The 22,352-nt window shown below is 72.2% G+C and carries 22 protein-coding genes and 2 riboswitches; of the genes, 12 read left to right on the forward strand and 10 right to left on the reverse strand.

The features are described 5' to 3' along the window. Positions 1–52: 52 nt before the first annotated feature. Both ABGB11_RS06525 and ABGB11_RS06530 read right to left on the reverse strand, forming a co-directional pair. The gene (locus tag ABGB11_RS06525; RefSeq protein ID WP_347629831.1) at positions 53–1,054 is read right to left on the reverse strand and encodes an aldo/keto reductase family protein; all 1,002 of its coding nucleotides are present in this window, start codon (positions 1,052–1,054) and stop codon (positions 53–55) included. A 52-nt stretch (positions 1,055–1,106) separates the two neighbouring features. After that, complete coding sequence (locus tag ABGB11_RS06530) at positions 1,107–1,682, reverse strand: DUF3043 domain-containing protein (protein WP_347629833.1); 576 nt, start codon at positions 1,680–1,682, stop codon at positions 1,107–1,109. A gap of 133 nt (positions 1,683–1,815) precedes the next feature. Between ABGB11_RS06530 and ABGB11_RS06535 the strand changes: the two genes are divergently transcribed. The 6 genes from ABGB11_RS06535 (at position 1,816) to ABGB11_RS06560 (ending at position 6,131) form a co-directional block, all read left to right on the forward strand. Then, entirely contained in the window at positions 1,816–2,625 is an 810-nt protein-coding gene (locus tag ABGB11_RS06535) for a PspA/IM30 family protein (protein WP_347629835.1), read from the forward strand. Next, complete coding sequence (locus tag ABGB11_RS06540; RefSeq protein WP_347629837.1) at positions 2,622–2,900, forward strand: hypothetical protein; 279 nt, start codon at positions 2,622–2,624, stop codon at positions 2,898–2,900. The genes ABGB11_RS06535 and ABGB11_RS06540 overlap by 4 nt, the downstream gene beginning before the upstream one ends. A gap of 99 nt (positions 2,901–2,999) precedes the next feature. Beyond that, on the forward strand, positions 3,000–3,917 hold the full coding sequence (htpX, locus tag ABGB11_RS06545) for a zinc metalloprotease HtpX (protein WP_347629839.1): 918 nt from the start codon (positions 3,000–3,002) through the stop codon (positions 3,915–3,917). A 2-nt stretch (positions 3,918–3,919) separates the two neighbouring features. Then, a complete protein-coding gene (locus tag ABGB11_RS06550; protein ID WP_347629841.1) occupies positions 3,920–4,525 on the forward strand; it encodes a hypothetical protein in 606 nt (201 codons plus the stop codon). 78 nt (positions 4,526–4,603) lie between these two features. Next, positions 4,604–5,533, forward strand: coding sequence for a M48 family metalloprotease (locus tag ABGB11_RS06555; protein WP_347629843.1), 930 nt, complete (start codon positions 4,604–4,606; stop codon positions 5,531–5,533). A 1-nt stretch (position 5,534) separates the two neighbouring features. Further along, positions 5,535–6,131 carry a hypothetical protein gene (locus ABGB11_RS06560; protein WP_347629845.1) on the forward strand — a complete coding sequence of 199 codons (597 nt, stop codon included), beginning with the start codon at positions 5,535–5,537 and terminating at the stop codon, positions 6,129–6,131. A gap of 10 nt (positions 6,132–6,141) precedes the next feature. Here ABGB11_RS06560 and nadA read toward each other — a convergent pair whose 3' ends face one another. Further along, entirely contained in the window at positions 6,142–7,296 is a 1,155-nt protein-coding gene (gene nadA, locus ABGB11_RS06565; protein ID WP_347629847.1) for a quinolinate synthase NadA, read from the reverse strand. Positions 7,297–7,532: 236 nt separating this feature from the next. Here nadA and ABGB11_RS06570 point away from each other — a divergent pair, with 236 nt between their 5' ends. Together ABGB11_RS06570 and ABGB11_RS06575 are read left to right on the forward strand one after the other, a co-directional pair. Further along, positions 7,533–7,895 (forward strand): iron-sulfur cluster assembly accessory protein, encoded by a 363-nt coding sequence (locus ABGB11_RS06570; protein ID WP_347629849.1) that lies wholly within the window; start codon positions 7,533–7,535, stop codon positions 7,893–7,895. A 188-nt stretch (positions 7,896–8,083) separates the two neighbouring features. Next, the gene (locus ABGB11_RS06575) at positions 8,084–9,070 is read left to right on the forward strand and encodes a carbohydrate kinase family protein (RefSeq protein WP_347629851.1); all 987 of its coding nucleotides are present in this window, start codon (positions 8,084–8,086) and stop codon (positions 9,068–9,070) included. Between the two features lie 58 nt (positions 9,071–9,128). On the opposite strand, the gene ABGB11_RS06580 is transcribed toward ABGB11_RS06575, so the two are convergent. Both ABGB11_RS06580 and ABGB11_RS06585 read right to left on the reverse strand, forming a co-directional pair. Then, entirely contained in the window at positions 9,129–9,353 is a 225-nt protein-coding gene (locus tag ABGB11_RS06580; RefSeq protein ID WP_255283213.1) for a sulfurtransferase TusA family protein, read from the reverse strand. Between the two features lie 80 nt (positions 9,354–9,433). Beyond that, positions 9,434–10,612 carry a cysteine desulfurase family protein gene (locus tag ABGB11_RS06585; protein ID WP_347629853.1) on the reverse strand — a complete coding sequence of 393 codons (1,179 nt, stop codon included), beginning with the start codon at positions 10,610–10,612 and terminating at the stop codon, positions 9,434–9,436. A 196-nt stretch (positions 10,613–10,808) separates the two neighbouring features. Between ABGB11_RS06585 and coxB the strand changes: the two genes are divergently transcribed. The 4 genes from coxB (at position 10,809) to ABGB11_RS06605 (ending at position 15,066) form a co-directional block, all read left to right on the forward strand. Further along, a complete protein-coding gene (coxB, locus tag ABGB11_RS06590; protein WP_347629854.1) occupies positions 10,809–11,567 on the forward strand; it encodes a cytochrome c oxidase subunit II in 759 nt (252 codons plus the stop codon). Between the two features lie 74 nt (positions 11,568–11,641). Continuing rightward, on the forward strand, positions 11,642–13,231 hold the full coding sequence (gene ctaD, locus ABGB11_RS06595; protein ID WP_347630535.1) for a cytochrome c oxidase subunit I: 1,590 nt from the start codon (positions 11,642–11,644) through the stop codon (positions 13,229–13,231). A gap of 3 nt (positions 13,232–13,234) precedes the next feature. Then, positions 13,235–13,645 carry a cytochrome c oxidase subunit 4 gene (locus tag ABGB11_RS06600; protein WP_347629856.1) on the forward strand — a complete coding sequence of 137 codons (411 nt, stop codon included), beginning with the start codon at positions 13,235–13,237 and terminating at the stop codon, positions 13,643–13,645. Between the two features lie 134 nt (positions 13,646–13,779). Then, positions 13,780–15,066 carry an Ig-like domain-containing protein gene (locus tag ABGB11_RS06605; protein ID WP_347629858.1) on the forward strand — a complete coding sequence of 429 codons (1,287 nt, stop codon included), beginning with the start codon at positions 13,780–13,782 and terminating at the stop codon, positions 15,064–15,066. A gap of 28 nt (positions 15,067–15,094) precedes the next feature. Here ABGB11_RS06605 and ABGB11_RS06610 read toward each other — a convergent pair whose 3' ends face one another. From ABGB11_RS06610 to ABGB11_RS06630, 5 genes are all read right to left on the reverse strand, one after another. Next, positions 15,095–16,507, reverse strand: a complete 1,413-nt coding sequence (locus ABGB11_RS06610) for a M48 family metallopeptidase (protein ID WP_347629860.1) — start codon at positions 16,505–16,507, stop codon at positions 15,095–15,097. Next, the gene (locus ABGB11_RS06615; RefSeq protein WP_347629862.1) at positions 16,504–17,778 is read right to left on the reverse strand and encodes a hypothetical protein; all 1,275 of its coding nucleotides are present in this window, start codon (positions 17,776–17,778) and stop codon (positions 16,504–16,506) included. The genes ABGB11_RS06610 and ABGB11_RS06615 overlap by 4 nt, the downstream gene beginning before the upstream one ends. Before the next feature lie 39 nt (positions 17,779–17,817). Beyond that, on the reverse strand, positions 17,818–18,630 hold the full coding sequence (locus ABGB11_RS06620) for a CHAP domain-containing protein (protein WP_347629864.1): 813 nt from the start codon (positions 18,628–18,630) through the stop codon (positions 17,818–17,820). A 10-nt stretch (positions 18,631–18,640) separates the two neighbouring features. Next, a riboswitch (cyclic di-AMP (ydaO/yuaA leader) is annotated at positions 18,641–18,793 on the reverse strand. Between the two features lie 159 nt (positions 18,794–18,952). Continuing rightward, a riboswitch (cyclic di-AMP (ydaO/yuaA leader) is annotated at positions 18,953–19,149 on the reverse strand. Positions 19,150–19,648: 499 nt separating this feature from the next. Further along, positions 19,649–20,692 (reverse strand): NlpC/P60 family protein, encoded by a 1,044-nt coding sequence (locus tag ABGB11_RS06625; RefSeq protein WP_347629866.1) that lies wholly within the window; start codon positions 20,690–20,692, stop codon positions 19,649–19,651. A 171-nt stretch (positions 20,693–20,863) separates the two neighbouring features. After that, the gene (locus ABGB11_RS06630) at positions 20,864–22,315 is read right to left on the reverse strand and encodes an NYN domain-containing protein (protein ID WP_347629868.1); all 1,452 of its coding nucleotides are present in this window, start codon (positions 22,313–22,315) and stop codon (positions 20,864–20,866) included. Between the last annotated feature and the right edge of the window lie 37 nt (positions 22,316–22,352).

Raw genomic sequence — 22,352 nt, forward strand, 5'->3', positions numbered from 1 at the left:
TGAGGCGAAAGGGCCGCGGAGCGCGACGCTCCGCGGCCCTCGTGCACGCGGCTCAGGGCCGGCGGCGCGGGCTGGCCGTCTTGGCCGGGTCGCGGATGACGACGTCGCCCAGCACGTCGTCGATCCGCTTCAGCACGTCGGCCTCCAGCTTCACCCCGGCGGCCTTCACGTTGTCGGTGACCTGCTCCGGGCGGGACGCGCCCACGATCGCCGCCGACACGTTCGGGTTCTGCAGCGTCCACGCGATCGCCAGCTGCGCCATCGACAGCCCGAGGTCGTCCGCGATCGGCTTGAGGTTCTGCACGCGGGTCAGCAGGTCGTCGTTCAGGTAGCGCTTGATCATGTCGGCGCCGCCCTTGTCGTCGGTGGCGCGCGACCCCTCGGGCAGCGGCCGCCCCGGCAGGTACTTGCCGGTCAGCACCCCCTGAGCGATCGGCGACCAGACGATCTGGCCGATGCCCTCGCGCTCGCACAGCGGCACGACCTCCTCCTCGATGACCCGCCACAGCATCGAGTACTGCGGCTGGCTGGAGACGATCCGGTCGAACCCCATCTCGTCGGCGATCTTGAGGGCGCGCTCGATCTCCTCGGCCCGCCACTCCGAGACGCCGACGTAGAGGACCTTGCCCTGCCGGACGAGGTCGTCGAACGCGCGCATGGTCTCTTCGAGAGGGGTCTCGTAGTCGAACCGGTGGGCCTGGTAGAGGTCCACGTAGTCCGTCCGCAGACGGCGCAGGGAACCGTTGATCGACTCGAAGATGTGCTTGCGCGACAGGCCCCGGTCGTTCGCGCCGGGCCCGGTGGGCCAGTAGACCTTGGTGAAGATCTCCAGCCCCTCGCGGCGCTGCCCCTCGAGCGCGCGTCCGAGGACCTCCTCGGCGCGCGTCCCGGCGTAGACGTCCGCGGTGTCGAAGGTGGTGATCCCCTCGTCGAGGGCCGCCCGCACGCACGCGCGCGCCGCGTCCTCCTCGACCTGGGAGCCGTGGGTGAGCCAGTTGCCGTACGCGATCTCGCTGATCTTCAGACCGCTCCGGCCCAGGTTTCGGAACTCCATGGCACCGACCCTAGCCGGGCGGTGATCTGTGCCGGGAGGGCGGACGCCGCCGTCAGACGTTCTCCTTCTCGCCGATCCGCACCTGGGGGTTCGGGATGCGCAGCCGGCGGATCTGCATGGCGCGCATCGCCGCGTACATGCCGATGCCCTTGGTGTCCTCGCTCGGGTAGCGCTCGGCGGCGAGGCGCTTGATGCCGCGGCTGAGCAGGAAGCCCTCGGCGAACACCACGACGAGCAGCAGCGGCGGCGCGAACAGCACCAGCAGCCGCGCGGCCGGGATCGGCAGCATGCTCAGCAGCACCATCGCGAACATCGCGTACATCAGGTACGAGCCGACCGTGCGGCGGGAGTCGACGTAGTTGCGGGCGAGCCGGCGGACCGGGCCGCGGTCGCGCTTGAGCAGATGCCTCTCGTCGCCCTTGGCCATGCCCTCGCGCGCCTTGGCGCGCTCGGCCGCCTGCCGCTCCCTGACCTTCTTGTAGGCCTCCTTGCGGCTGGCCGGAGCCGTGATGGGCTGCCGGCGGAGCTTCTCGGCGTCCCTCCGCTTGGGGGTGGGACGGCCCTTGCCTCCCGGCTTTACTACCTGAGGAGGATCCGCCGGGGCCTCCGGGGTACGACGCTTGAACACAGGGATCAGCCTACCGGCTGCGAACATCGTGGCTGCCTCGCGCGTTAACGCGTAGGGTGATAAGAACCCCAGCAGTGGTCATTGAGCCCAGTTCACGACTGAGGCGACAGCACGAAGGGACCGGCGCCGCGCGATGAGCGTGATGAAGCGAATGTCGATGATCTTCAAGTCCAAGGCGAACAAGGCTTTGGACCGCATGGAAGATCCTCGGGAGACCCTCGATTACTCCTACCAGCGCCAGCTGGAGATGCTGCAGAAGGTCCGTCGGGGGGTCGCCGACGTCGCCACCTCGCGCAAGCGTCTCGAACTGCAGATCAACCAGCTGGAACAGCAGCAGAGCAAGCTGACCGACCAGGGCAAGAAGGCGCTGCAGGTCGGCCGCGAGGACCTGGCCCGCGAGGCGCTGACCCGCCGCGCCGGGCTGGAGGGTCAGCTCAACGACCTGCGCGGGCAGTACCAGCAGCTGCAGGGCGAGGAGGAGAAGCTCACGCTCGCCTCCCAGCGCCTGCAGGCCAAGGTCGACTCCTTCCGCACCCGCAAGGAGACGATCAAGGCGACGTACACCGCCGCCGAGGCGCAGACCAAGATCAACGAGGCGTTCTCCGGCATCTCCGAGGAGATGGGCGACGTCGGCCTGGCGATCCAGCGCGCCGAGGAGAAGACCGACACCATGAAGGCCCGCGCCGGGGCGATCGACGAGCTGCTGGCCTCCGGCGCCCTGGAGGACTTCTCCGGTCCGAAGGACGACATCCAGGCCGAGCTCGACCGGATGGGCTCCGGGCCCGGCGTCGACATGGAGCTGGAGCGCCTCAAGGCCGAGCTCGGCCAGGGCCCCGCGCCCAAGGAGCTGAACCAGGGCACGCCGACGGCGCAGCCGCAACAGCAGCAGCAGGACACCCCCCAGCAGGCCCCGTGGCCGCAGAACCCCGGGGGTGCCCAGTGATCGTCCGCCTGATGGGCGAGGGCCAGCTCGACGTGGCCGAGGACGATCTGTCCGCACTGAACATCCTCGACGACGAGCTGGAGAAGGCGATCGAGTCCGGCGACGAGACGGCGTTCCGCGCCGCCCTGCACGCCCTGCTCGACAACGTCCGCAAGGTCGGCCGGCCGCTCCCGCCGGACAGCCTGGAGCCGTCCGATCTGATCCTGCCCCCTGCCGACGCGCACATCGACGAGGTGCGCTCGATGCTGGGGGACGAAGGGCTCATTCCCGACTGACGCGCACGAGGCCCCGGGTCGGTTATGGACATTCAGGCACAAAACCCGGGTCTCGTGCGTTCCTACAACTGAATAGAACATGTACCGGGGGGTGGTGGCATGGCCAGAACGCGGTACGCCTCCGACCGGGGGCTGACATCGCGGATGCTCGTGACGATGTTCCTGCTGGGGCTGGTGTACGTCGTCTTCGTGGGGGCCTTCTTCGTCTTCGTGCCCGAGTGGGCGGGCGTCGCGCTGGCCGTCGCGGTGATCTTCCTGATCGCCCAGTACTTCTTCTCCGACCGGATGACGCTGTTCGCGATGCACGGCCGCGTCGTCACGCCGGAGGAGGCGCCCGAGCTGCACGGCGTCGTCGACCGCATCTGCGCGATGTCGGACGCCCCGAAGCCGCGCGTCGCGATCGCCGACACCGACGTGCCGAACGCGTTCGCCACCGGTCGCAACCAGAAGAAGGCCGTGGTCTGCGTGACGACCGGCCTGCTGCGCCGGCTCGACCCGGTCGAGCTGGAGGGCGTCCTCGCGCACGAGATGGCGCACGTCGCGCACCGGGACGTCGCGGTCATGACGATCGCCTCGTTCCTCGGCATCCTCGCCGGGCTGGTCACCCGGTTCGGGCTGCAGTGGGGCCTGTGGGGCGGGTTCGGGCGCCGCAGCAACGACCAGAACACCGGGCTGATCCTGCTCGCCGTCGTCGCGGCCAGCGCGCTCGCCTACGCGGTCAGCTTCCTGCTCACCCGGGCGCTGTCGCGGTACCGCGAGCTGTCCGCCGACCGGGCCGCCGCGCTGCTGACCGGCCGCCCGTCCGCGCTCGCCAGCGCGCTGACGAAGGTCACCGGCGAGATCGCGCGGATCCCGACCAACGACCTGCGGTCCGCGCAGCCCTTCAACGCGTTCTTCTTCACCCCGGCGCTGGGCAGGGGCTTCAGCGTCTCGTCGCTGTTCTCCACCCACCCGCCGCTCGACAAGCGGCTCGCGCAGCTCTCGAAGATCTCCGCACAGCTCAGCAGGGGGGTCTGACCGTGGGTTTCCTCGACACCCTCCTCGGCCGGTCCAAGCCGGCCAAGCCCGACCTCGACCAGATCTTCGGGCTGTCGACGGCGGCGGTCACGCTGGAGGCGGCGACCGGCTTCACCCCGACGGGGCTCGGGTCGGTGTGCTTCCGCGCGGCCGAGGGCGGGGCGTTCGCGCGGCTGCAGGCCGACGTCCAGGAACTCCTGGACGCCGATGCCGGACCCAAGGTCGAGATCAGCACCGACACCTACGGCTACACGTGGCTGCTCGCCAAGCATCCGCCGGAGGAGCTGCCGGAGCTCGTCACCGACCTGCACGCGGTGAACGCGACGCTGGAGTCGGGCGGGTTCGGGCCGCACCTGCTGTGCTCCCTGGCCGGCTTCCAGGGGCCGGACGGGCGCCGGCTCGCGCTCGTCTACCTGTACAAGCGCGGCACGTTCTACCCGTTCGCGCCGCTGCCCGGAGCTGTGTCTCACCCCCATGGCTACGCCCCGCCACCCCCCAGGCGGGACAACGCCCTCGAACTCCAGGTGCGCGGCGCGATCGGCGCCGACCTGCCGTTCGAGGAGGACCTCGGCCGCTGGTTCCCGGTCTGGGGTGCCCCGGGCCTGTGACCCCCCGCGGCCGAGCTGCACGGCCGCTTTGTGCCACACGACGCGGAAAGGCCCTCCGGACCGTTTTAACTTGATCCCATGGCGCCCTCCCGCGACGCACCAGAGCCGGGCCTGACCTGGCGGATGTTCGCCACGGTGATCCTGGTCGCGCTCGTCTACGCGGCCGCCGCGCTGCCCGCGTTCCTGGCCGGACCGGTCTGGGGCGCGGCCGCGGTGGCCGCCGCCGCGGCCTTCGCGGTCGTCTCGGCGCGCGCGGGGGACCGGCTGGCGCTGCGCGCGATGGACGCCCGGCAGGTCACCGCCGACGAGGAGCCCGACCTGCACGCGGTCCTGGACCGGCTCTGCATGTCGTCCGGGCTGCCGAAGCCGCGGCTCGCCGTCTCCGGCCTGGACGCGCCGAACGCCTTCGCGGCCGGCTCCGGCCCCGGCTCGGCGGTCGTGTGCGTCACCGACGGGTTGCGCGCCCGGCTCGAACCGGCCGAGATCGCCGCCGTCCTCGCCCACGAGACCGCGCACGTCGCCAACCGGGACGTCCTCGTCGGCGCGGTCGCGTCGTTCCCGGGCATGTGCGCGGAGCTGCTCCTCGGCTGGTGGACGGGCCTGATCGGCGGCCGGGGCCGGGCCGGGGCACGGCGCGCCGCGGCCCTGCTGTGCGGCATCGTCCTGCTCCCCGTCGGGGTGGCGGCGGCGGTGCTGTACGCCGCCGGGACGCTGACGTGGCTGGCCCTGTCGCGGCACCGCGAGCTGTGCGCCGACACCACCGGGGCGCTGCTGACCGGCCGTCCCGGCGACCTCTCCTCCGCCCTGGTCAAGATCAGCGACGCGGTGCGCGACGCGTCCCGGGACGACCTGCGGCGGCTGCGCCCCGTCAGCGCCCTCTGCGTCGTCCCGGCGCGCCGGGCGGCCGCGGACGGCGGCGTGGAGGGCATGCTGTCCTCGCACCCGACGCTGCGGCGGCGCCGCGAGGGGCTGGAGGCCGTCTCGTGGCGGCTGGCGCGCGGGGGCTGACGTGGGGATCAAGGACGGGCTGCTCGGCCGTCCCGCGCCCGCCGCGCCGGAGCTCGACCGGCTGTTCGCGCTGCCCGCCGCGGCGCCCGCGCTCGCGGCGGGGACGGGGTTCGTCCCGGACGGGTCGGGCGGCGTCTGCCACCGCATGGTGGAGGGCGGCGCGTTCGGCGCGTTCGCCCGCGCGCAGCGGGAGGCCCACCGGCTGCTCGGCCGCGGCGAGGGGCACGAGGCGGGGATGAGCGCCGGGCCGTACGGCTGGGGCTGGGCCCGCGTCAGCGGACCGCCGGACCGGTTCGAGCGCCTCGTCGGCGATCTGCACACGGTCAACGCGACCCTGGACGCGGCCGGCTACGGGCCCTACCTGCTGTGCACGGTCGTCTGCTTCCGCCGGGGGGACGGCCCGCAGCGGCTGTTCATCGTCCATTCGCCGGTCCGGGGGACGTTCTACCCGTTCGCGCCCCGGCCCCCGGACGTTCCGGGCGAGAACCGCCGCAACAACCTGGTCGAGAGGCACGTCAGGGACGCGCTCGCGGACGAGCTGCCCATGGAGCCGGACACGGCCCGATGGTTCCCCATCTGGGACGCGCCCGGCCTCTGAGCGGCGTGCTCTACGGAAGGGCGAGCATCTGGTCGAGGGCGACGCGGGCGTAGTGCGCGGTCTCCTCGTCCACCTCGATGACGTTCTCCACCCGGCCGGCGGCCAGCGACTCCAGCGAGAGCACCAGGTGCGGCAGGTCGATGCGGTTCATCGTGGAGCAGTAGCAGACGGTCTTGTCGAGGAACATGACGTTCTTGTCCGGGTGGGCGTTCGCGAGCCGCCGGACGAGGTTCAGCTCCGTCCCGACGGCCCAGGCCGATCCGGGCTCCGCGGCCTCGATGGTCTTGATGATGTACTCGGTCGAGCCGATCTGGTCTGCGGCCGTGACGACCTCGTGCCGGCACTCGGGGTGCACGAGGACGTTCACGCCGGGAACGCGCGCCCGGACGTCGTCCACCGACTCCTTGGTGAACCGGCCGTGCACCGAGCAGTGGCCGCGCCAGAGGATCATCCTGGCGTCTCTGAGCCGCTGCGCGGTCAGGCCGCCCTCGCGGCGGTGCGGGCTGTAGACGACGCAGTCGTCCAGCGAGAAGCCCATCTCCAGGACGGCGGTGTTGCGCCCCAGGTGCTGGTCGGGGAGGAAGAGGACCTTCTTCCCCTTGCCGTAGGCCCAGTCCAGGGCCCGCTTGGCGTTGGACGAGGTGCAGACCACCCCGCCGTGCCGCCCGACGAAGCCCTTGATGTCGGCGGAGGAGTTCATGTAGGTGACGGGGACGACGTCGTCGGCGACGCCGGCGTCCTCCAGGACGTCCCAGCACTCCTCGACCTGGTCGAAGGTCGCCATGTCGGCCATGGAGCAGCCGGCGCCGAGGTCGGGCAGGATCACCCGCTGGTGGCCGGCCGTCAGGATGTCGGCCGACTCCGCCATGAAGTGGACGCCGCAGAACACGACGTAGGGCGCCTCGGGGCGCGCCGCCGCCTGCTGGGCCAGCTTGAACGAGTCGCCGGTGACGTCGGCGAACTGGATGACCTCGTCCCGCTGGTAGTGGTGGCCGAGCACGAACACCCGGTCGCCGAGCGCCGCCTTGGCCGCGCGGGCCCGCTCGACCAGGGCGGGGTCGGAGGCGGGCGGCAGCTCTCCGGGACAGTCCACGCCGCGTTCGCTCGCGGGGTCGGCGCCGCTGCCGAGCAGCAGCAGCGGAAGGTCGCGCACTGGAGTGGTCACGGCGGTGTCTCCCTTCGCGACGGGACTTATCGTCGCTTTGACGACTAATGATGGCACATCCCGGGCCCGATGGTGATGTGACGTAGACCGCACCGTCCCAGGGCGTTAAACATGGCCGATAAGCGGAATGGGCCTGTGGCGAGGTACGTTGTCCTACGGGAAGAGGCGTACGACGTCCTCCAGGACAAGCGACAGTCCGCCGCACCGCGGCGCAGCGAGACCCGGGAGCTGAACACATGACGGTTTCAGGCGAGACCACGCAGGAGACCACGCAGCAGGGCGTCATCCTCACCGACGCCGCCGCCGAGAAGGCCAAGGGCCTCCTTGAGCAGGAGGGCCGCGATGACCTTGCGCTGCGTGTCGCCGTGCAGCCGGGCGGTTGCTCCGGCCTGATCTACCAGCTCTTCTTCGACGAGCGGGAGATGGACGGGGACCAGATCCAGGACTTCGGCGGCCTCGCGGTGCGGGTGGACCGGATGAGCGCGCCCTACCTCACCGGCGCCACCATCGACTTCGTGGACAGCATCGAGAAGCAGGGCTTCACGATCGACAACCCCAACGCCTCGGGCTCCTGCGCCTGCGGCGACTCCTTCAACTGATCGTCCGCGGTGCCCGGCCTCCCGCGGAGACCGGCCCGTGAGAAGGGGCGGCGGAGCATCTGCTCCGCCGCCCCTTCCGTTCGGGCCTGCGCTGAGGTTGCGATCTGTGGTGCGATGGGCAAGTAGTCTTTCCCGGGTTCGAAACAGCCGGTGAACAGCCGGACGACCACGACGAGGAGAGCGACGCCGTGCGCATCGCCGTGACCGGTTCCATTGCGACCGACCACCTGATGACCTTCCCCGGAAGGTTCACCGACCAGCTCCTGCCCGACCAGCTGCACCAGGTGTCGCTGTCCTTCCTGGTGGACGAGCTGGACATCCGCCGCGGCGGCATCGCCGCCAACATCTGCTTCGGCATGGGCAGCCTCGGCAAGGAGTCCGTCCTCGTCGGCTCCGTGGGCGACGACTTCGCCGACTACCGCTCCTGGCTCGAGCGGCACGCGGTCGACACCGCGTCCGTGCACGTCTCCGAAATCCACCACACCGCGCGGTTCCTGTGCACCACCGACCAGGACCAGAACCAGATCGCCACGTTCTACGCCGGCGCCATGAGCGAGGCCCGCTCCATCGAGCTGCAGCCGGTCGCCGACCGCGTCGGCGGCCTCGACCTCGTCGTGATCAGCCCCAACGACCCCGAGGCGATGCTCCGGCACACCGACGAGTGCCGCAACCGCGGCATCCCGTTCGCCGCCGACCCGTCCCAGCAGCTCGCCCGCATGGACGGCGCCGACGTCCGCCGCCTCATCGACGGCGCCGCCTACCTGTTCAGCAACGAGTACGAGAAGGCCCTCGCCGAGGAGAAGACCGGCTGGACGGGCGAGGAGATCCTGTCCCGCGTCGGCGTCCGCGTCACCACCCTCGGCGCCAAGGGCGTGGTGATCGACCGGAAGGGCGAGGAGGGCGTGCACGTCCCCTGCGTCCCCGTCGAGGACATCGCCGACCCGACCGGCGTCGGCGACGCGTTCCGCGCCGGCTTCCTGTCGGCGACCGCCTGGGAGCTGCCGCTGGAGCGCGCCGCCCAGGTCGGCAACGCCATCGCCGCGCACGCCCTGGAGGCCGCCGGCCCGCAGGAGTACACCCTCGGCCGCCAGGCGTTCCTCGACCGCTTCGGCGCGGTCTACGGCTCCTCCGCCGCCGCCGACATCGAGCCCCACCTGTCCTGCCCGGTCCCGTAAGGGACCGCAACGCCGGAGGGCCGCGCCGTGCGACGGCGCGGCCCTCCGGCGTGCCCGCTCAGTACGTGCGGCGGATGTGGAAGCCCCAGCCGCCCTGGTGCAGGGTCTCCTCCCGGACGAAGTCCTGCGACTTCATGCGGCACCAGGCGGGGACGTCGGTGCGGGCGGCGGCGTCGTCGGCGAGGACGGCCACGACCTGCCCGACGGGCACCTCGCGGATCCGCTCCGCCAGCATGATGATCGGGATGGGGCACTTGCGGCCGAGCGCGTCGATGACCAGCACCGGCGGCGGGCCCTCCGGCGCGGCGGGGGGCGGCGCGGCGTCGCCGGGCGGCGGCCCTGCCTTGGCGCGGCCTCGGAACCTCATGGGCGCGACCGCCTCCCTGTCTCGAAGGTGTTCATCGTCGTCCGGCGCAGGCGGGCGACGGTGTCGGGCAGCACGGCGAGGAACCGGCCGACGTCCTCCGAACGGACGCCCAGCGGCAGCGATACCCGCACGTTCCCATGGGTAATCACTCCCATCGCCTCCAGCACGTGACTTGGACGCAGCGTATCCGCCGTGCACGAGCTGCCGGAGGAAACCGCGAAACCCAGCCGGTCCAGTTCGGTCAGCAGGGCCTCGCCCTCCACGTACAGGCACGAGAACGTCACCAGGTGCGGGAGCCGGCGCACCGGGTCGCCGACCACCTCGACGTCGGGGACGTCCCGCGGGACCTCCGTCCGGATGCGGTCCACCAGCGCGGAGACACGCGGCGCCTCCGCCGCCATGTCCGCGCGGTACGCCTCCAGCGCGGCCGCCGCCGCCACGACGGCCGGGACGTTCTCGAACCCGGGGACGCGGCGCGCCTCCCGCTCGTCGGCCGGCAGCGGCGAGCGCCACCGGGTGCCCTTGCGGACGGCGAGCACGCCGACGCCCGCGGGGCCGCCCCACTTGTGGGCGCTTCCGGCGAGGAGCGACCAGCCGCCCGGCACGTCCGCCCGGCCGAGGGACTGCGCCGCGTCCACGAACAGCGGCACGCCGGCGGCGCGGCAGGCCTGCACGGCCTCGGCGACCGGCTGGAGGGTGCCGACCTCGTGGTTGGCCGACTGCAGGCACGCGAGCGCGGTGTCCGGGCGCAGCGCCGCGGCGAACTCCGCCGGGTCGACGCGGCCCGTCCGGTCGACGCCGACCACGGTGGTCTCACCGCCGTCGCGCTCGTGCAGCTCGGCGGCGTGGAGCACGCTGGAGTGCTCCACGGCGCTCACGACCAGGTGCCGTCCGGTGCGCCGGCGCGCCTGGAGCCCCCCGAGGACCGCCAGGTGCACCGCCTGGGTGCCCGAGGAGGTGAACGACACCTCGTCGGGACGGGAGCCCAGGACGCCCGCCACCCGCGCACGGGCCCGGTCGAGCAGCATCCGGGTGGCGCGCGCCGTGCCGTACAGCCGCGCGGGGTCGGCCCACGCCGCGTCCAGCGCCTCCAGCAGCGCGGACCGGGCCGCCGGGTGCGGCGGCTCGGTGGAGGCGGCGTCGAAGTAACCGCCCGGCGTGCTCGGTCGGGCCACGCGGAAACACTAACCGGGCACCCGATCAGGGGTTCGCGCGACCCTCACGCTAGGGTGTCCACCACACGTGTAAACACTGATCTCACCGCCCGGCCGACCGGGCTTTCATCCGTGGGGAAGGCATTCCGTGAGTCCGACCCGCTCTAGGGAGCGGCGTACGCCTGTGCGCAGTCGCCGCGCATTGAGAAGCGCCGGCGTGCTGGCGCTGCTGGCGCTGTCCGCCACCGCGTGCAGCGGCAGCCGCCTGGGCATGCCCGAGCCGATCAGCGTCCAGGGCGAGCGCATGCTGAAGCTCTGGCAGGGCTCCTGGATCGCGGCGTTCGCGGTCGGGGCCGTCGTCTGGGGCCTCATCATCTGGGCGGTGCTGTTCCACCGCAAGCGCTCCGACGACCTGCCGCCGCAGGTCCGCTACAACATGCCGATCGAGATCCTCTACACGGCGGTCCCGTTCGTCATCATCGCGGTCCTGTTCTACTTCACCGCCCGCGACGAGAACTTCGTCGAGAAGACCACCAAGAACCCGCAGGTGGTCGTGGACGTGACGGCGTTCCAGTGGAGCTGGCAGTTCGACTACAAGGAGAAGGACGCCACGGGCAAGGAGCGGACGGTGGCCTCCGTCGTCGGCCAGCCCGTCGCCCCGAACGGGCCCGCCCCCGCCAAGCCGGTGATGACGATCCCCTCGGGCGAGACGGTGCGCGTGCGGCTGCACTCCAACGACGTCATCCACTCGTTCTGGGTCCCGGCGCTGATCTACAAGAAGGACGTCATGCCGGGCTACGACAACGAGTTCGAGTTCACGGCGAACAAGCTCGGCACCTATGAGGGCCGCTGCGCCGAGCTGTGCGGCGTCGACCACAGCCGGATGCTGTTCCAGCTGAAGGTCGTGACGCCCCAGGAGTTCGACAAGTACATCGCCGATTCGAAGCAGGCTTTGGCCGCGGGAGGTGCCAGGTGACCGCGACGAGTCACGCTCCGAGCACGCCGCTCGCCGCGCCGCGGACGAGCAAGGGGCGCATCCTCGCCTCGTGGATGTCGTCCACCGACCACAAGGTGATCGGCTACCTGTACCTGATCACCTCGTTCGTGATGTTCCTGTTCGGCGGCGTGCTCGCGCTGATCATGCGCGCTGAGCTGTTCGAGCCCGGCCTGCAGGTCGTCAGCAACGAGCAGTTCAACCAGCTGTTCACCATGCACGGCACGATCATGCTGCTGATGTTCGCGACGCCGCTGTTCGCCGGCTTCGCCAACGTCGTGATGCCGCTGCAGATCGGCGCGCCGGACGTGGCGTTCCCGCGCATGAACATGCTGGCGTACTGGCTGTTCCTGTTCGGCAGCCTGATCGTCATCGCGGGCTTCCTGACCCCGGGCGGCGCGGCGAGCTTCGGCTGGTTCGCCTACGCCCCGCTGTCGGACGCGGTGCGCTCGCCGGGCGTCGGCGGCGACATGTGGGTGATGGGCCTCGCCATGTCGGGCTTCGGCACGATCATGGGCGCGGTCAACTTCATCACGACGATCCTGTGCATGCGGGCGCCGGGCATGACGATGTTCCGGATGCCGATCTTCACGTGGAACGTCCTGCTGACGTCCATCCTCGTGCTGCTGGCCTTCCCGGTGCTCGCCGCGGCGCTGCTGGCCCTGGAGGCCGACCGCAAGCTCGGCGCGCACATCTTCGACGCCGCGCACGGGGGCGCGCTGCTCTGGCAGCACCTGTTCTGGTTCTTCGGGCATCCGGAGGTCTACATCATCGCGCTGCCCTTCTTCGGTATCGTGACGGAGATCCTCCCGGTGTTCAGCCGCAAGCCCGTCTTCGGCTACATCGGCCTGGTGTTCGCGACGATCAGCATCGCGGGCCTGTCCATCACCGTGTGGGCGCACCACATGTTCGTCACCGGCCAGGTGCTGCTGCCGTTCTTCTCCTTCATGACGTTCCTCATCGCCGTGCCCACGGGGGTGAAGTTCTTCAACTGGGTGGGGACGATCTGGCGAGGGCAGCTGACGTTCGAGTCGCCGATGCTGTGGTCGCTGGGCTTCCTGGTGACGTTCCTGTTCGGCGGCCTCACCGGCGTCATCCTCGCGTCGCCGCCGATGGACTTCCAGCTGTCGGACTCCTACTTCGTGGTGGCGCACTTCCACTACGTCGTGTTCGGCACCGTGGTGTTCGCGATGTTCGCCGGGTTCTACTTCTGGTGGCCGAAGTGGACCGGCAAGATGCTGAACGACACCCTCGGCAAGATCCACTTCTGGATGCTGTTCATCGGCTTCCACGGCACGTTCCTGATCCAGCACTGGCTGGGCGCCGCGGGCATGCCGCGCCGGTACGCCGACTACGCCAGCGAGTTCCAGGGGATGAACGAGGTCTCCACCTTCTTCTCGTTCCTGCTCGGCGCCTCGATGCTGCCGTTCTTCTACAACGTGTACATCACGTGGAAGCGGGGCAAGCGCGTCGAGGTCGACGACCCGTGGGGCTACGGCTCGTCGCTGGAGTGGGCGACGTCCTGCCCGCCGCCGCGGCACAACTTCAACTCGATCCCGAAGATCCGTTCCGAGCGGCCGGCGTTCGACCTGCACCACCCGCACGTGGGTGCCAAGGGCGAGCTGGCCGGGGCGAAGGGGGAGTAGCCGATGCGCGTCCAGGCGTTCATGTTCTACGGTTGCGCGGTCTTCTTCCTCGCCACCGACGTCGTGTACTGGCTCTGGTCCGAGGACTGGACGGGGACGACGGCGCTCGGGCTGTCGGTCGGCCTGGCCGGGCTCATCGGGTTCTACATCCACTTCACCGTCCGGCGCCTCGAGCGCGCCAACGCCGGGCCGCTGTACGAGGACGACCCGGAGGGCGAGATCGCGGACGCGGCGGGCGAGCTGGGCTTCTTCAGCCCGCACAGCTGGTGGCCGCTCTTCATCGGGCTGTCGGCCGCGGCCGTGGCGCTCGGCATCGTGTTCGGCTGGTGGCTGGTCGTTCTCGGCGCCGCCGCCGCCATTCTGTCGTGCATCGGTCTGGTCTTCGAGTACTACCGGGGTCATTTCGCCCACTGATCAGTAAAAGAACCCCATCGGGGGCCGGTGTCCGCTTTTTTGCGGGTACCGGCCCTTTCGAATACTGGGCGCCGTTTCCAGCGACCGGGCTGGGGAGGCGGACCGATCGCCCAGGAAACGACCGGGGGGTCCACATGCGGGTGGGTGGCTCAGGACCGGGCGGCCGGGGACGGCGCACCGCCGCCGTGCTCATCGGCGCCGGCTTGGCGGCGGGGGCCGCGTCGTGTTCGGGAGGCGGTGAGCCGGTCGCCGGGGAGGCCGTGCGGCTGGCGGTGTCACCGGGCGGGGGCGGCGGCAAGCTGCGTCCCGACAGTCCCATCGCCGTCGAGGCTGAGCGCGGCACGATCCGGAACGTGACGGTGACGGCGAAGGGCCGCCCGGTCGAGGGCGACCTGAACGCGGAGCGGACGCGGTGGCGGTCCCGCTGGACGCTCGAACCGGGGACGGCGTACACCGTCGACGCGACCGCGCTCGGCAGGGACGGGCGGACGCGCACCGTCCGCAGCGCCTTCTCCACGGCCAGGGTGAAGAAGACGAACCGCGTCACGCTGGAGGCGCCGTACAACAAGGAGACCGTCGGCGTCGGGATGCCGATCATCATGCATTTCGACCGGAAGGTGAAGGACCGGGCCGCGGTGGAGCGGGGCCTGGAGGTCACGGCCGACAAGACCGTCGAGGGCGCCTGGCACTGGTTCGGCGACCAGGAGGTCGTGTTCCGGCCCAAGACGTACTGGCCGGCGCACACGAAGGTGTCGTTCCGGGCGCACATCAGCGGCGTCCGCACCGGCGGGGACGTCTACGGCGGAAAGAACCACGCCCTCGACTTCAAGATCGGCGACTCGCACATTTCCACGGCGGGCGAGGACAGCCACAAGATGGTGGTGATGGTCAACGGCAAGAAGGCCCGCACCATTCCGACCAGCATGGGACGCGGCGGCGTCCGCAAATACACCACCACCAACGGGATCCACCTCACCATGGACAAGGAGGACCCCACGATCATGTCGTCGGACTGGGAGGGCTGCGGGCCGGGCTGCCCCGGGTACTACAGCCTCACCGTCTACAAGGCCGTGCGGATCTCCGACAGCGGCGAGTACGTCCACAGCGCGCCGTGGTCGGTGGGCTCCCAGGGGCACACCAACGTGAGCCACGGCTGCATCAACATCAGCCCGTCCCACGCGAAGTGGTTCTACCGGCTGGCCCAGCGGGGCGACCCGGTGAAGGTGACGGGCAGCAGCCGCCAGCTGGAGCCGGAGAACGGCTGGGGCTACTGGCAGCTCAAGTGGAAGGACTGGGTGAAGGGCAGCGCGCTGAAGCGGTCGGTGACGACGGCTCCGCACAAGGACGCGGCGACGCTGTCCGCGCAGCAGCAGGGTGCGGGCGCCCAGGCTCCGGAGAAGCAGCGGGCCGAGGGCGACTGACGCGGCGTCCCGTCAACGCCGTGTCTCCCTAACGCAGGGGCGGCGGGACCTGGACGCGGTGGATGCGCGACCAGTCCCGCGCCATGGCGATCCGGTCGGGGCCGGAGGGGTGCGTGAGCCAGAGCAGGTACTCCAGGCCGTCCGGGCTCAGATCGGAGATGTTGCGCACGGACAGCTCGTGCTGCATCGACACGAACGTCGACGGATCGCGGGTGAGGTCCAGGGCGTGCACGTCGGCCCGCGCCTCGATGTGGCGGCTCACGAGGTTCTGGACGGGGGCGGCGAGGTGCGTCCCCACCGTCACGAGGGCGAGGAGCAGTGCGATGGACCTCGGGTCCGCCGCCCCGCCGGGGGAGCCGGACGCGTCTCCCGGACCGGCGGCCCCGGCCTCGCCGCCGGGATCGAGTCCGGCGCGCCGCAGGAGGCGCGGAGAGGTCATCAGGAGGTACAGGACGCACAGCGCCCCGGCGATGCCCAGCGCGCCCACCAGCGTGCCGTGCAGGACGTCGTCGCGCTTGGCGTGGCCCAGCTCGTGCCCGACGATCGACTCGATCCGCGCGGGCGGCGACTTCAGCAGCGTGTCGTACAGGACGATGCGCCGGGTGGAGCCGAACCCGGACACGTAGGCGTTCAGGGACGTGGTCCGGCGGGAGGCGTCCGCGACGAGGACGTCCTTCACGGGCACGCCGTCCCGCTCGGCCATGGCCAGCAGCTCGGTGCGCAGTTGCCCCTGCGGCAGCGAGTGGAACTTGTTGAACACCGGCTCGACGGCGACCGGGTAGATGAACGACACCAGGACCACGAGGAGGAACCCGCCCGCGGCGGCGCCCGTCCACCAGTAGCGCGGGAAGCGGCGGATCAGCGCGTACAGCAGCAGCAGGGCGACCGTGTAGATGATCCAGGTGAGGCCGAGGGACTTCAGCTGGTCCGCCAGCCACGCGAGCCAGCTCTGCGTGGACAGCCCGTAGCGGCGCAGCACCGACTCCCGCCAGACGTCGAAGGGCAGCCCGGCGACGCGCAGCAGGGTGGCGACCGCGGCGGCGGCGATGATGATGCGCATCGGCCGCCGGCCGGTGCGGGAGGTGGCCCATCCGATGAACCGGGCGCCCAGCGGGGTGAGGCCGAGGACGAGGATCACCGCGAGGCCGGTGACCAGCCCGGCGTAGGCGGGCGGGTTGACGGCCGAGTCGAACGCCTTCGAGCGGGCGATCTCGGCGGAGGTGAAGTCCAGCGCCGGGTCGGCCCCGACGTGCCCGCCGGGGACCTCTCCCGGCAGCGGGTTCCAGGGCGTCGTCAGCGCGAGGACGGCGGCGACCGCCGCGAACAGGACGCCGCCGGCGACGGCCGCGGCGATCCGGGGCCGGCGGGAGCCGTCCGGTACGCCGGTGCCGGCGGCCCGGCTCTCGCGCGCGGCGCCCTCGCCGGTCTCCGTATCGCTCACGTGAGCTCCTTCTTCACGTAGTCGCGCCACATGCCGGTGAAGCGCTCCCGGGTGAGGCCGAGCACGTCCCGCAGCGCGGCGGCCTCCGGGGCGCGCCCGGCGGCCCGGTAGAGCCGCACGAGCGTCGCCTCACCGTACCGGCCGGCGACCATCCGGCAGGCGAGCCAGGCCTCCTGGTAGGCCTGGGAGAGGCGCGGGGACCCGCTGGAGAAGGCGGCGGCCCCGGGCAGGGCGGCGGGCACCCGCCCGGCGGCGACCTCGCGGCGCAACTCGCCGGCCGCCGCGCGGACGCCGATCTTGACCTGCCGGTAGCCGACGTAGTCCGCGAAGCCCTCGATGAGCCACAGCGGCGTGCTGCGGTCGCGGGCGCCGCCGGTGGCGACGTGGGTCAGCTCGTGCGTCAGGACGACCGTGCGGCCGAGGTCGTTGAGCCTGCCGAAGGTGGCGGGGGAGACGACGATGCGGTCCTCGCCGCGGCCCCCGGACGAGGGCGCCGGGGCGACGGTGGCGAGGGCCGCGATCTGGCCGAGGCTCTGCCCGGGGCCGGCGAGCGCGGAGGCCAGGCCCGGGTCGGCGGGGACGAGCGCGACCACCCGCCGTGCCCAGCCCATGCCGACCACGCCGGTGACGTCCGGCACGGCGGCGTCCAGCCGGGCCGCGATGCCGCGCAGGCCGGCGGCGTCTCCGATGACGAGGGCGGCCCGGCCCCGGGCGACGGCCAGCGGGCCCGCGTCCCAGATGTCGGCGTCGTCGGTCAGCCCGCGGGACGTCCCGTCGCCGGCGATCGTCCACGTCCCCCCGCGCGGGGCCAGCGCGAGGTAGCGGGTGCGGGCCACCTCGCCGCGGTCGAAGCCGCGCAGCCGGTAGCGCACCTCGACGCGGACGACGGCGTGCTCCTCGTCCACGGCCTGCGTGCCGACGACGCGCTCCCGCCATCCCGCCAGCGGAAGCGCCCGGAGGTTGTCGTACATCCGCGACTGGGCGGCCTGGAACTCGGCGGGCGCGTCGCCGACGGTGGCGAGGAAGGCCATGCGGTCGCCGTCGCGCACGGCCCGGGCGCGGTTGGCGAGGACGGCGGCGGCCGCGTCCGGGTCGATCGCGGCGGCCGCGCCGGAGGCCCCGGCACCGGACGGATCGGCGCGCCTCGTCTCGCCGGTGGGCGGGACGAGCAGCCCGGCGCCCCCGGCGAGCATCACGGCGGCCCCGCTCGCGCCCAGGGCGAGGGCCCTGCGGCGCGTCACGGGCCTGGTCCGCACGGCACGCTCCTCCACGCGGGCGATCCTATGCAGCCGGTGGTCAGGGCCGTGCCATCAGGACCGGTAGGCGGGGTAGCCGTAGCCGACGACGTCGTCGGCCGACCGCTTCTTGACCTGTACGGCGTTGCCGGTGTTGCCCTCGACCGCCTCGATGGTCCGGTCGTCGATCTTCTTGATCACCATGCCGACGTGCCGGATGTCGGTGACGTCCTTGCCGCCGTCCCAGGCGTAGAAGACGATCGCGCCGGGACGGGGTTCGGTGCCCCAGCGGCCCTGCTGCCGGAACCAGCGGGCGTGCGCGACCGTCCAGGCGTCGCTGCCGATCTGGTCGCGGAAGCCGATCTGCTCGCCCACCCAGGAGACGAACATGTCGCACCAGTTCGCGTCGCCGTAGGCGGAGAGGGAGCCGCCGTCGCGCGCGAGCGTCTCCTTCGCGCGCGCCGTGCGCATGTACCACTTCTGGAACTTGGTCTCGCCGCCGCCGTCCTCCTCGACGCCCACCTGGGAGCGTGCGAGCTCGATGGCTTCGGCGGCGGTCGGCCGCGACCTGCCGGAGGACTTCCCGGGCGCCTTCGCGGCCGGCTTCCGCGGCGCGCCCTTCCCCGGGTCGTTCCTCGCGGCCTTCCGGGCCCCGTCCTTGGACGAGTCCTTCGACGAGCCGCCGGAGGGCTTCTTGCCGGGGGCGTGCGCCGCGGTGGACGCGGCGGGGGCGGATCCGAACGGCAGGACCGACGCCTGCGCGGTGGCGGCGGCGGTGCCGAGCACGGCGGCGCCGACGATGAGGCCGCCGGTCGTCCGCCAGGTGAGGGGCAGGGGGCTCGCCTTGCGATGCCTGCCCGGGGTCTTCTTGCGGTGTGCACCTGGCACGCGGGGGTTCTCCTCGACTTCCATGCCGCCTACCGGGTTAGCTGACGGGTTCGGGCGTGGAAGCCGCCCTACGGCCCGCGGGCAGGCCGATTCACCCCGATGAGGACGTGATGGGTCCCCGGTTCCGCACCGGCCGCGCATGGGGGCACGGCGGTCAGCGGATTCGGCGGTGACGCGCCCGGGGGCGGGCGCGCCGGTTCGGATGGGGGGCTGCGGGCGCGGTCCGCGCGCGTGGGCGCGGGTGCCCGCGGAGAGCAGGGGGAAATGGGGCGTGGCCGCACGACGGGCGGCCACGCCCAGGTAACGCTGCGGAACTCACTCCTTCGCTTCTTCCAGACGCCTACCGGGTTAGCTGACGGGTTCGGGCGTGGAAGTGGCCCTACGGCGGGCTCCACCGGAACGGGGCCGGAGGAGACTCGCCGATTCACCCCGGGTGCCGGACGTCGTCCGGGACGGTTCCCGGACCCTGCCGGCGTGGGTCCCCGGTTCCGCACTGGGCGGACTCGGCGCTGCCGCTGCGATCCTGGGGGCGTGATGGGGCCCGGCGCGGGACCTGTCTCCCGCGTGCGAACGCGCGGCGCCTGTGTTGTGCGTCGGACGGCGGCCCGTCGCCGGGGGCCGTCCGGGGCCGCCCGTGGACACCCGCCGTGGCAGCGCTCTCAGCGCCATGCACGCTGCGGGCGTGCGCACGGGGGAACGGGAACGGCCGGGTCTCGCGTGGAGACCGCCGCGGCACTCTCGGGTGCCGCCGGACGACGCGTGGAGCGCGCCGTCCTCGGGGGGAGCGACGCGTGGCTCGCGCCGCCGTCACGCGGCGGCTGGATGCGCCGCGTGGGACGGGAGCGCCTGGTGAGCGCCCCGGGGCCACGGCGCCTGGAGGGCGCCGTGAGTGGTGACAAGGTACCAAAGCCCCAACAGAAGGCAAACCCCCCCAAAATCAACAACGGACCAGGTCAAGCCCGGTCCGTTGTCGGTGGAGGCTCCGGATCGCCGCCGTGGCGGGCCCGGAGGGCGCGGGTCAGGGGCGCCCGGCGCCGTAGTAGTTGCTCAGGTAGTAGCCCGAGGTGATGCTCACGACCTCGACGTTCTTGCCGGTGCGCGGAGCGTGGATCATCTTGCCGCCGCCCACGTACAGCCCGACGTGGCCGAGGCTGCTGAAGAACACCAGGTCGCCCGGCTGGAGGTTGCTCTTGGCGACCCGCTTGGTGGCCGCGTACTGGGAGTTGGTCGTGCGGGTGATGCTGACGCCCGCGGCCCCCCACGCCTTCATGGTCAGGCCGGAGCAGTCGTAGGAGTTCGGCCCCTCGGCCCCGTAGGAGTAGGGCTTGCCGAGCTGGGCGTAGGCGAAGTTGAGCGCCGTGCGGGCCGAGCCGCTGGCGGGACCGGTGTAGGTGCCGCCGATGCCGCCACCGCCGCCCGAGGAGCTTCCGCCGCCGAGCCGCCGCAGCAGCGCCTTCTGCTTCGCGACCTCCCGGTCGAGCTTCTTCTTCTGCTCCCGCAGCTCCTTGGTCTTCGCCTTCACGTCGTCATAGGCCGTCTTGGCCTGCGACTCCTCGCGGCGCAGCCGCTGGGCGGTGGCGAGGAACTGGGTGAGCTGGGAGCTGCGCTCCTGCGACAGGTGCGAGAAGACGGCCGCCTGGTCGAGAATGGCCTGCGGGTCGTTGCTGCCGACGAAGCCGGTCACGTCCGCGGAGTCGCCGTTCTTGTACGCGGCGGCGGCCATCTTGGCGATCGCCGAGCGCTGCTCCTCGAAGGCGGCCTGCTCCTGCCTGCTCGCCTTGCTCGCGCTCTCGTACTTCTTCTTGGCGATCTTCAGCTTCTCGTTGAGCTGGTTGAACTCCTCGACCTTGTGGTCCATCTGCTCGGCGAGCTTGTCGAGCTTCTTCTGGACCTGCGCCCGGGTCGGCTTCGGTTCCGCGTGCGCCACCACCGGGGCGAAGGTCAGGGAGGCCGTCACGGTGAGGCAGGCGACGGCCGCCAGGCGGCGGGAGGCGCCGCGGATCGCCGGGCCGCCCCTCCGGTCACGCCCGCGCGCTGGTACCCCGATGAGATCATTGGCCACGGTCGGTCTCGCCCCTCTCGTCGACGACGTCAGCGGACGACATTAGCGACGGGCAACAGCCGTCACAACCGATTCGTCACTCTTTGATTGACATCTGCGAAGACTGTCCACTTTTCGTGACGTCATGATCACTTAGTGCGAGGTTTCCCTTATGAGAGGCTTATGGGGACCTTATGACCGGCCCAGCCTGCGCAGCAGCAGCGAGGACGGGCACGGCCGCGCCTCCGCGCGCCGCGCCGCGTCGGCCACCTCCCGGTCGGACGACACCACGACCACCGAGCGGCCGGGCGGCTCCGCCCGCACCAGCTCCCCGATCAGCTCGTCCGCCGTCTGCCCCGGGCGGCTGAACAGCACCCGGACGCCGCGCGGCGCCGCGATCGCCACCGGCGCGTCCAGCTCCGCGCCGTCGAAGACGCACGTCACCTCGGCCCGGGTCTGCGCGGCGAGGCCGCCGAGCCCGGACAGCAGCCGGCTGCGCTGGTCCGACAGCGGCAGCTCCCCGTACCCGGTCTTGGTGACGTTGTAGCCGTCCACCACCAGGTGCACCTGCGGCAGCGTCAGCAGCCGGTCCAGCAGCTGGGGGTCGTTGTCGGACAGCGCCCGGCCCGGCAGCGCGCGGTGCGCCGGGCGGTCCGGCTCCAGCCCGCCCACCGCGTCCGCGGGGCGGCCGATCGTGGAGGGCAGGGCCAGCTCCCGGCGGACGCCCTGCGCCGCGTCCACGAGCGCGTCGAGGAGCATCCGCAGCCGCATGTCGTCGACGTTGCGCCCCTCGCGCGCCGCCCGCTTGGCCGCCTCGGCCGCGGCCTCCGCCTGCGCGGTCCGGGCGCGCAGCCTGCGCAGCTCCTTCTCGGACGCGGCGGTCGACTCGCGCGCGGCGGCCAGCTCGCGGCCGGCCTCCGCCGCGACCGCGTCCGCGCGCTCCTCCGCCGACCGGAACCGCGTGCGCGCCTCGTGCAGCTTGCGGCGCAGCTCCGCCACCTCGGCCTTGACCTCGCGCAGCTCCCCGCGGAGCTTGTCCAGCTCGGCGCCGCGGGCGGCGCGGGCCGCGGCCAGCTCCTGCTTCAGCGCGGCGACGCGGCGCTCGGCGGCCTCCTCCTCCGACGCCGTGGCGGACCGCTCCAGCTCCTCGCGCGCGGCCTCCACGAGCTTGGTCCAGCCCGCCGGACGCAGGAGGTAGCCCAGCACCGCGACCCGCACCGGGTCGGCGGCCGGGGGCACGTCGCCGGTCTCGACCGCCTCGGCGAGATCGGCCTGTGCCTCGCGCAGCGGCGCGGCGACCCGCCGCCGGAACCCCGCGTCCTTCTCCAGCATCGCGGCGATGTGCTGGCCCGCCAGCTTGGCGCGCTTGCGGCGCTCGAACCGCGCGAACCGGCGCAGCGGCGCGGGGACCTCCTCCGGCGGGAGCGTCCCGATCAGGTCGGCGGCGACCTCCATCACGCCCTGCCGCACGGCCTCGGGCAGCGGCCGGCGCAGCCGCTCGTCTCCGGGCGGCTCGGGGGCCTCCCCGCCGGGGCGGCGCGCCGGCTCGGCGGGCACCTCGCCGCCGGACGTCGCTTCGGGGCCGCTGTCGATGATCCCGCTCCTTCCGGGCTGCCGCCGGTGGCCTGTCTGTTTCCCGAGCACCCAATGCCCTAACCAGGGCGGACGCGTGACGCGCCGG

It is taken from the genome of Actinomadura sp. B10D3, assembly GCF_039871695.1.
GTDB lineage: Bacteria > Actinomycetota > Actinomycetes > Streptosporangiales > Streptosporangiaceae > Spirillospora > Spirillospora madurae.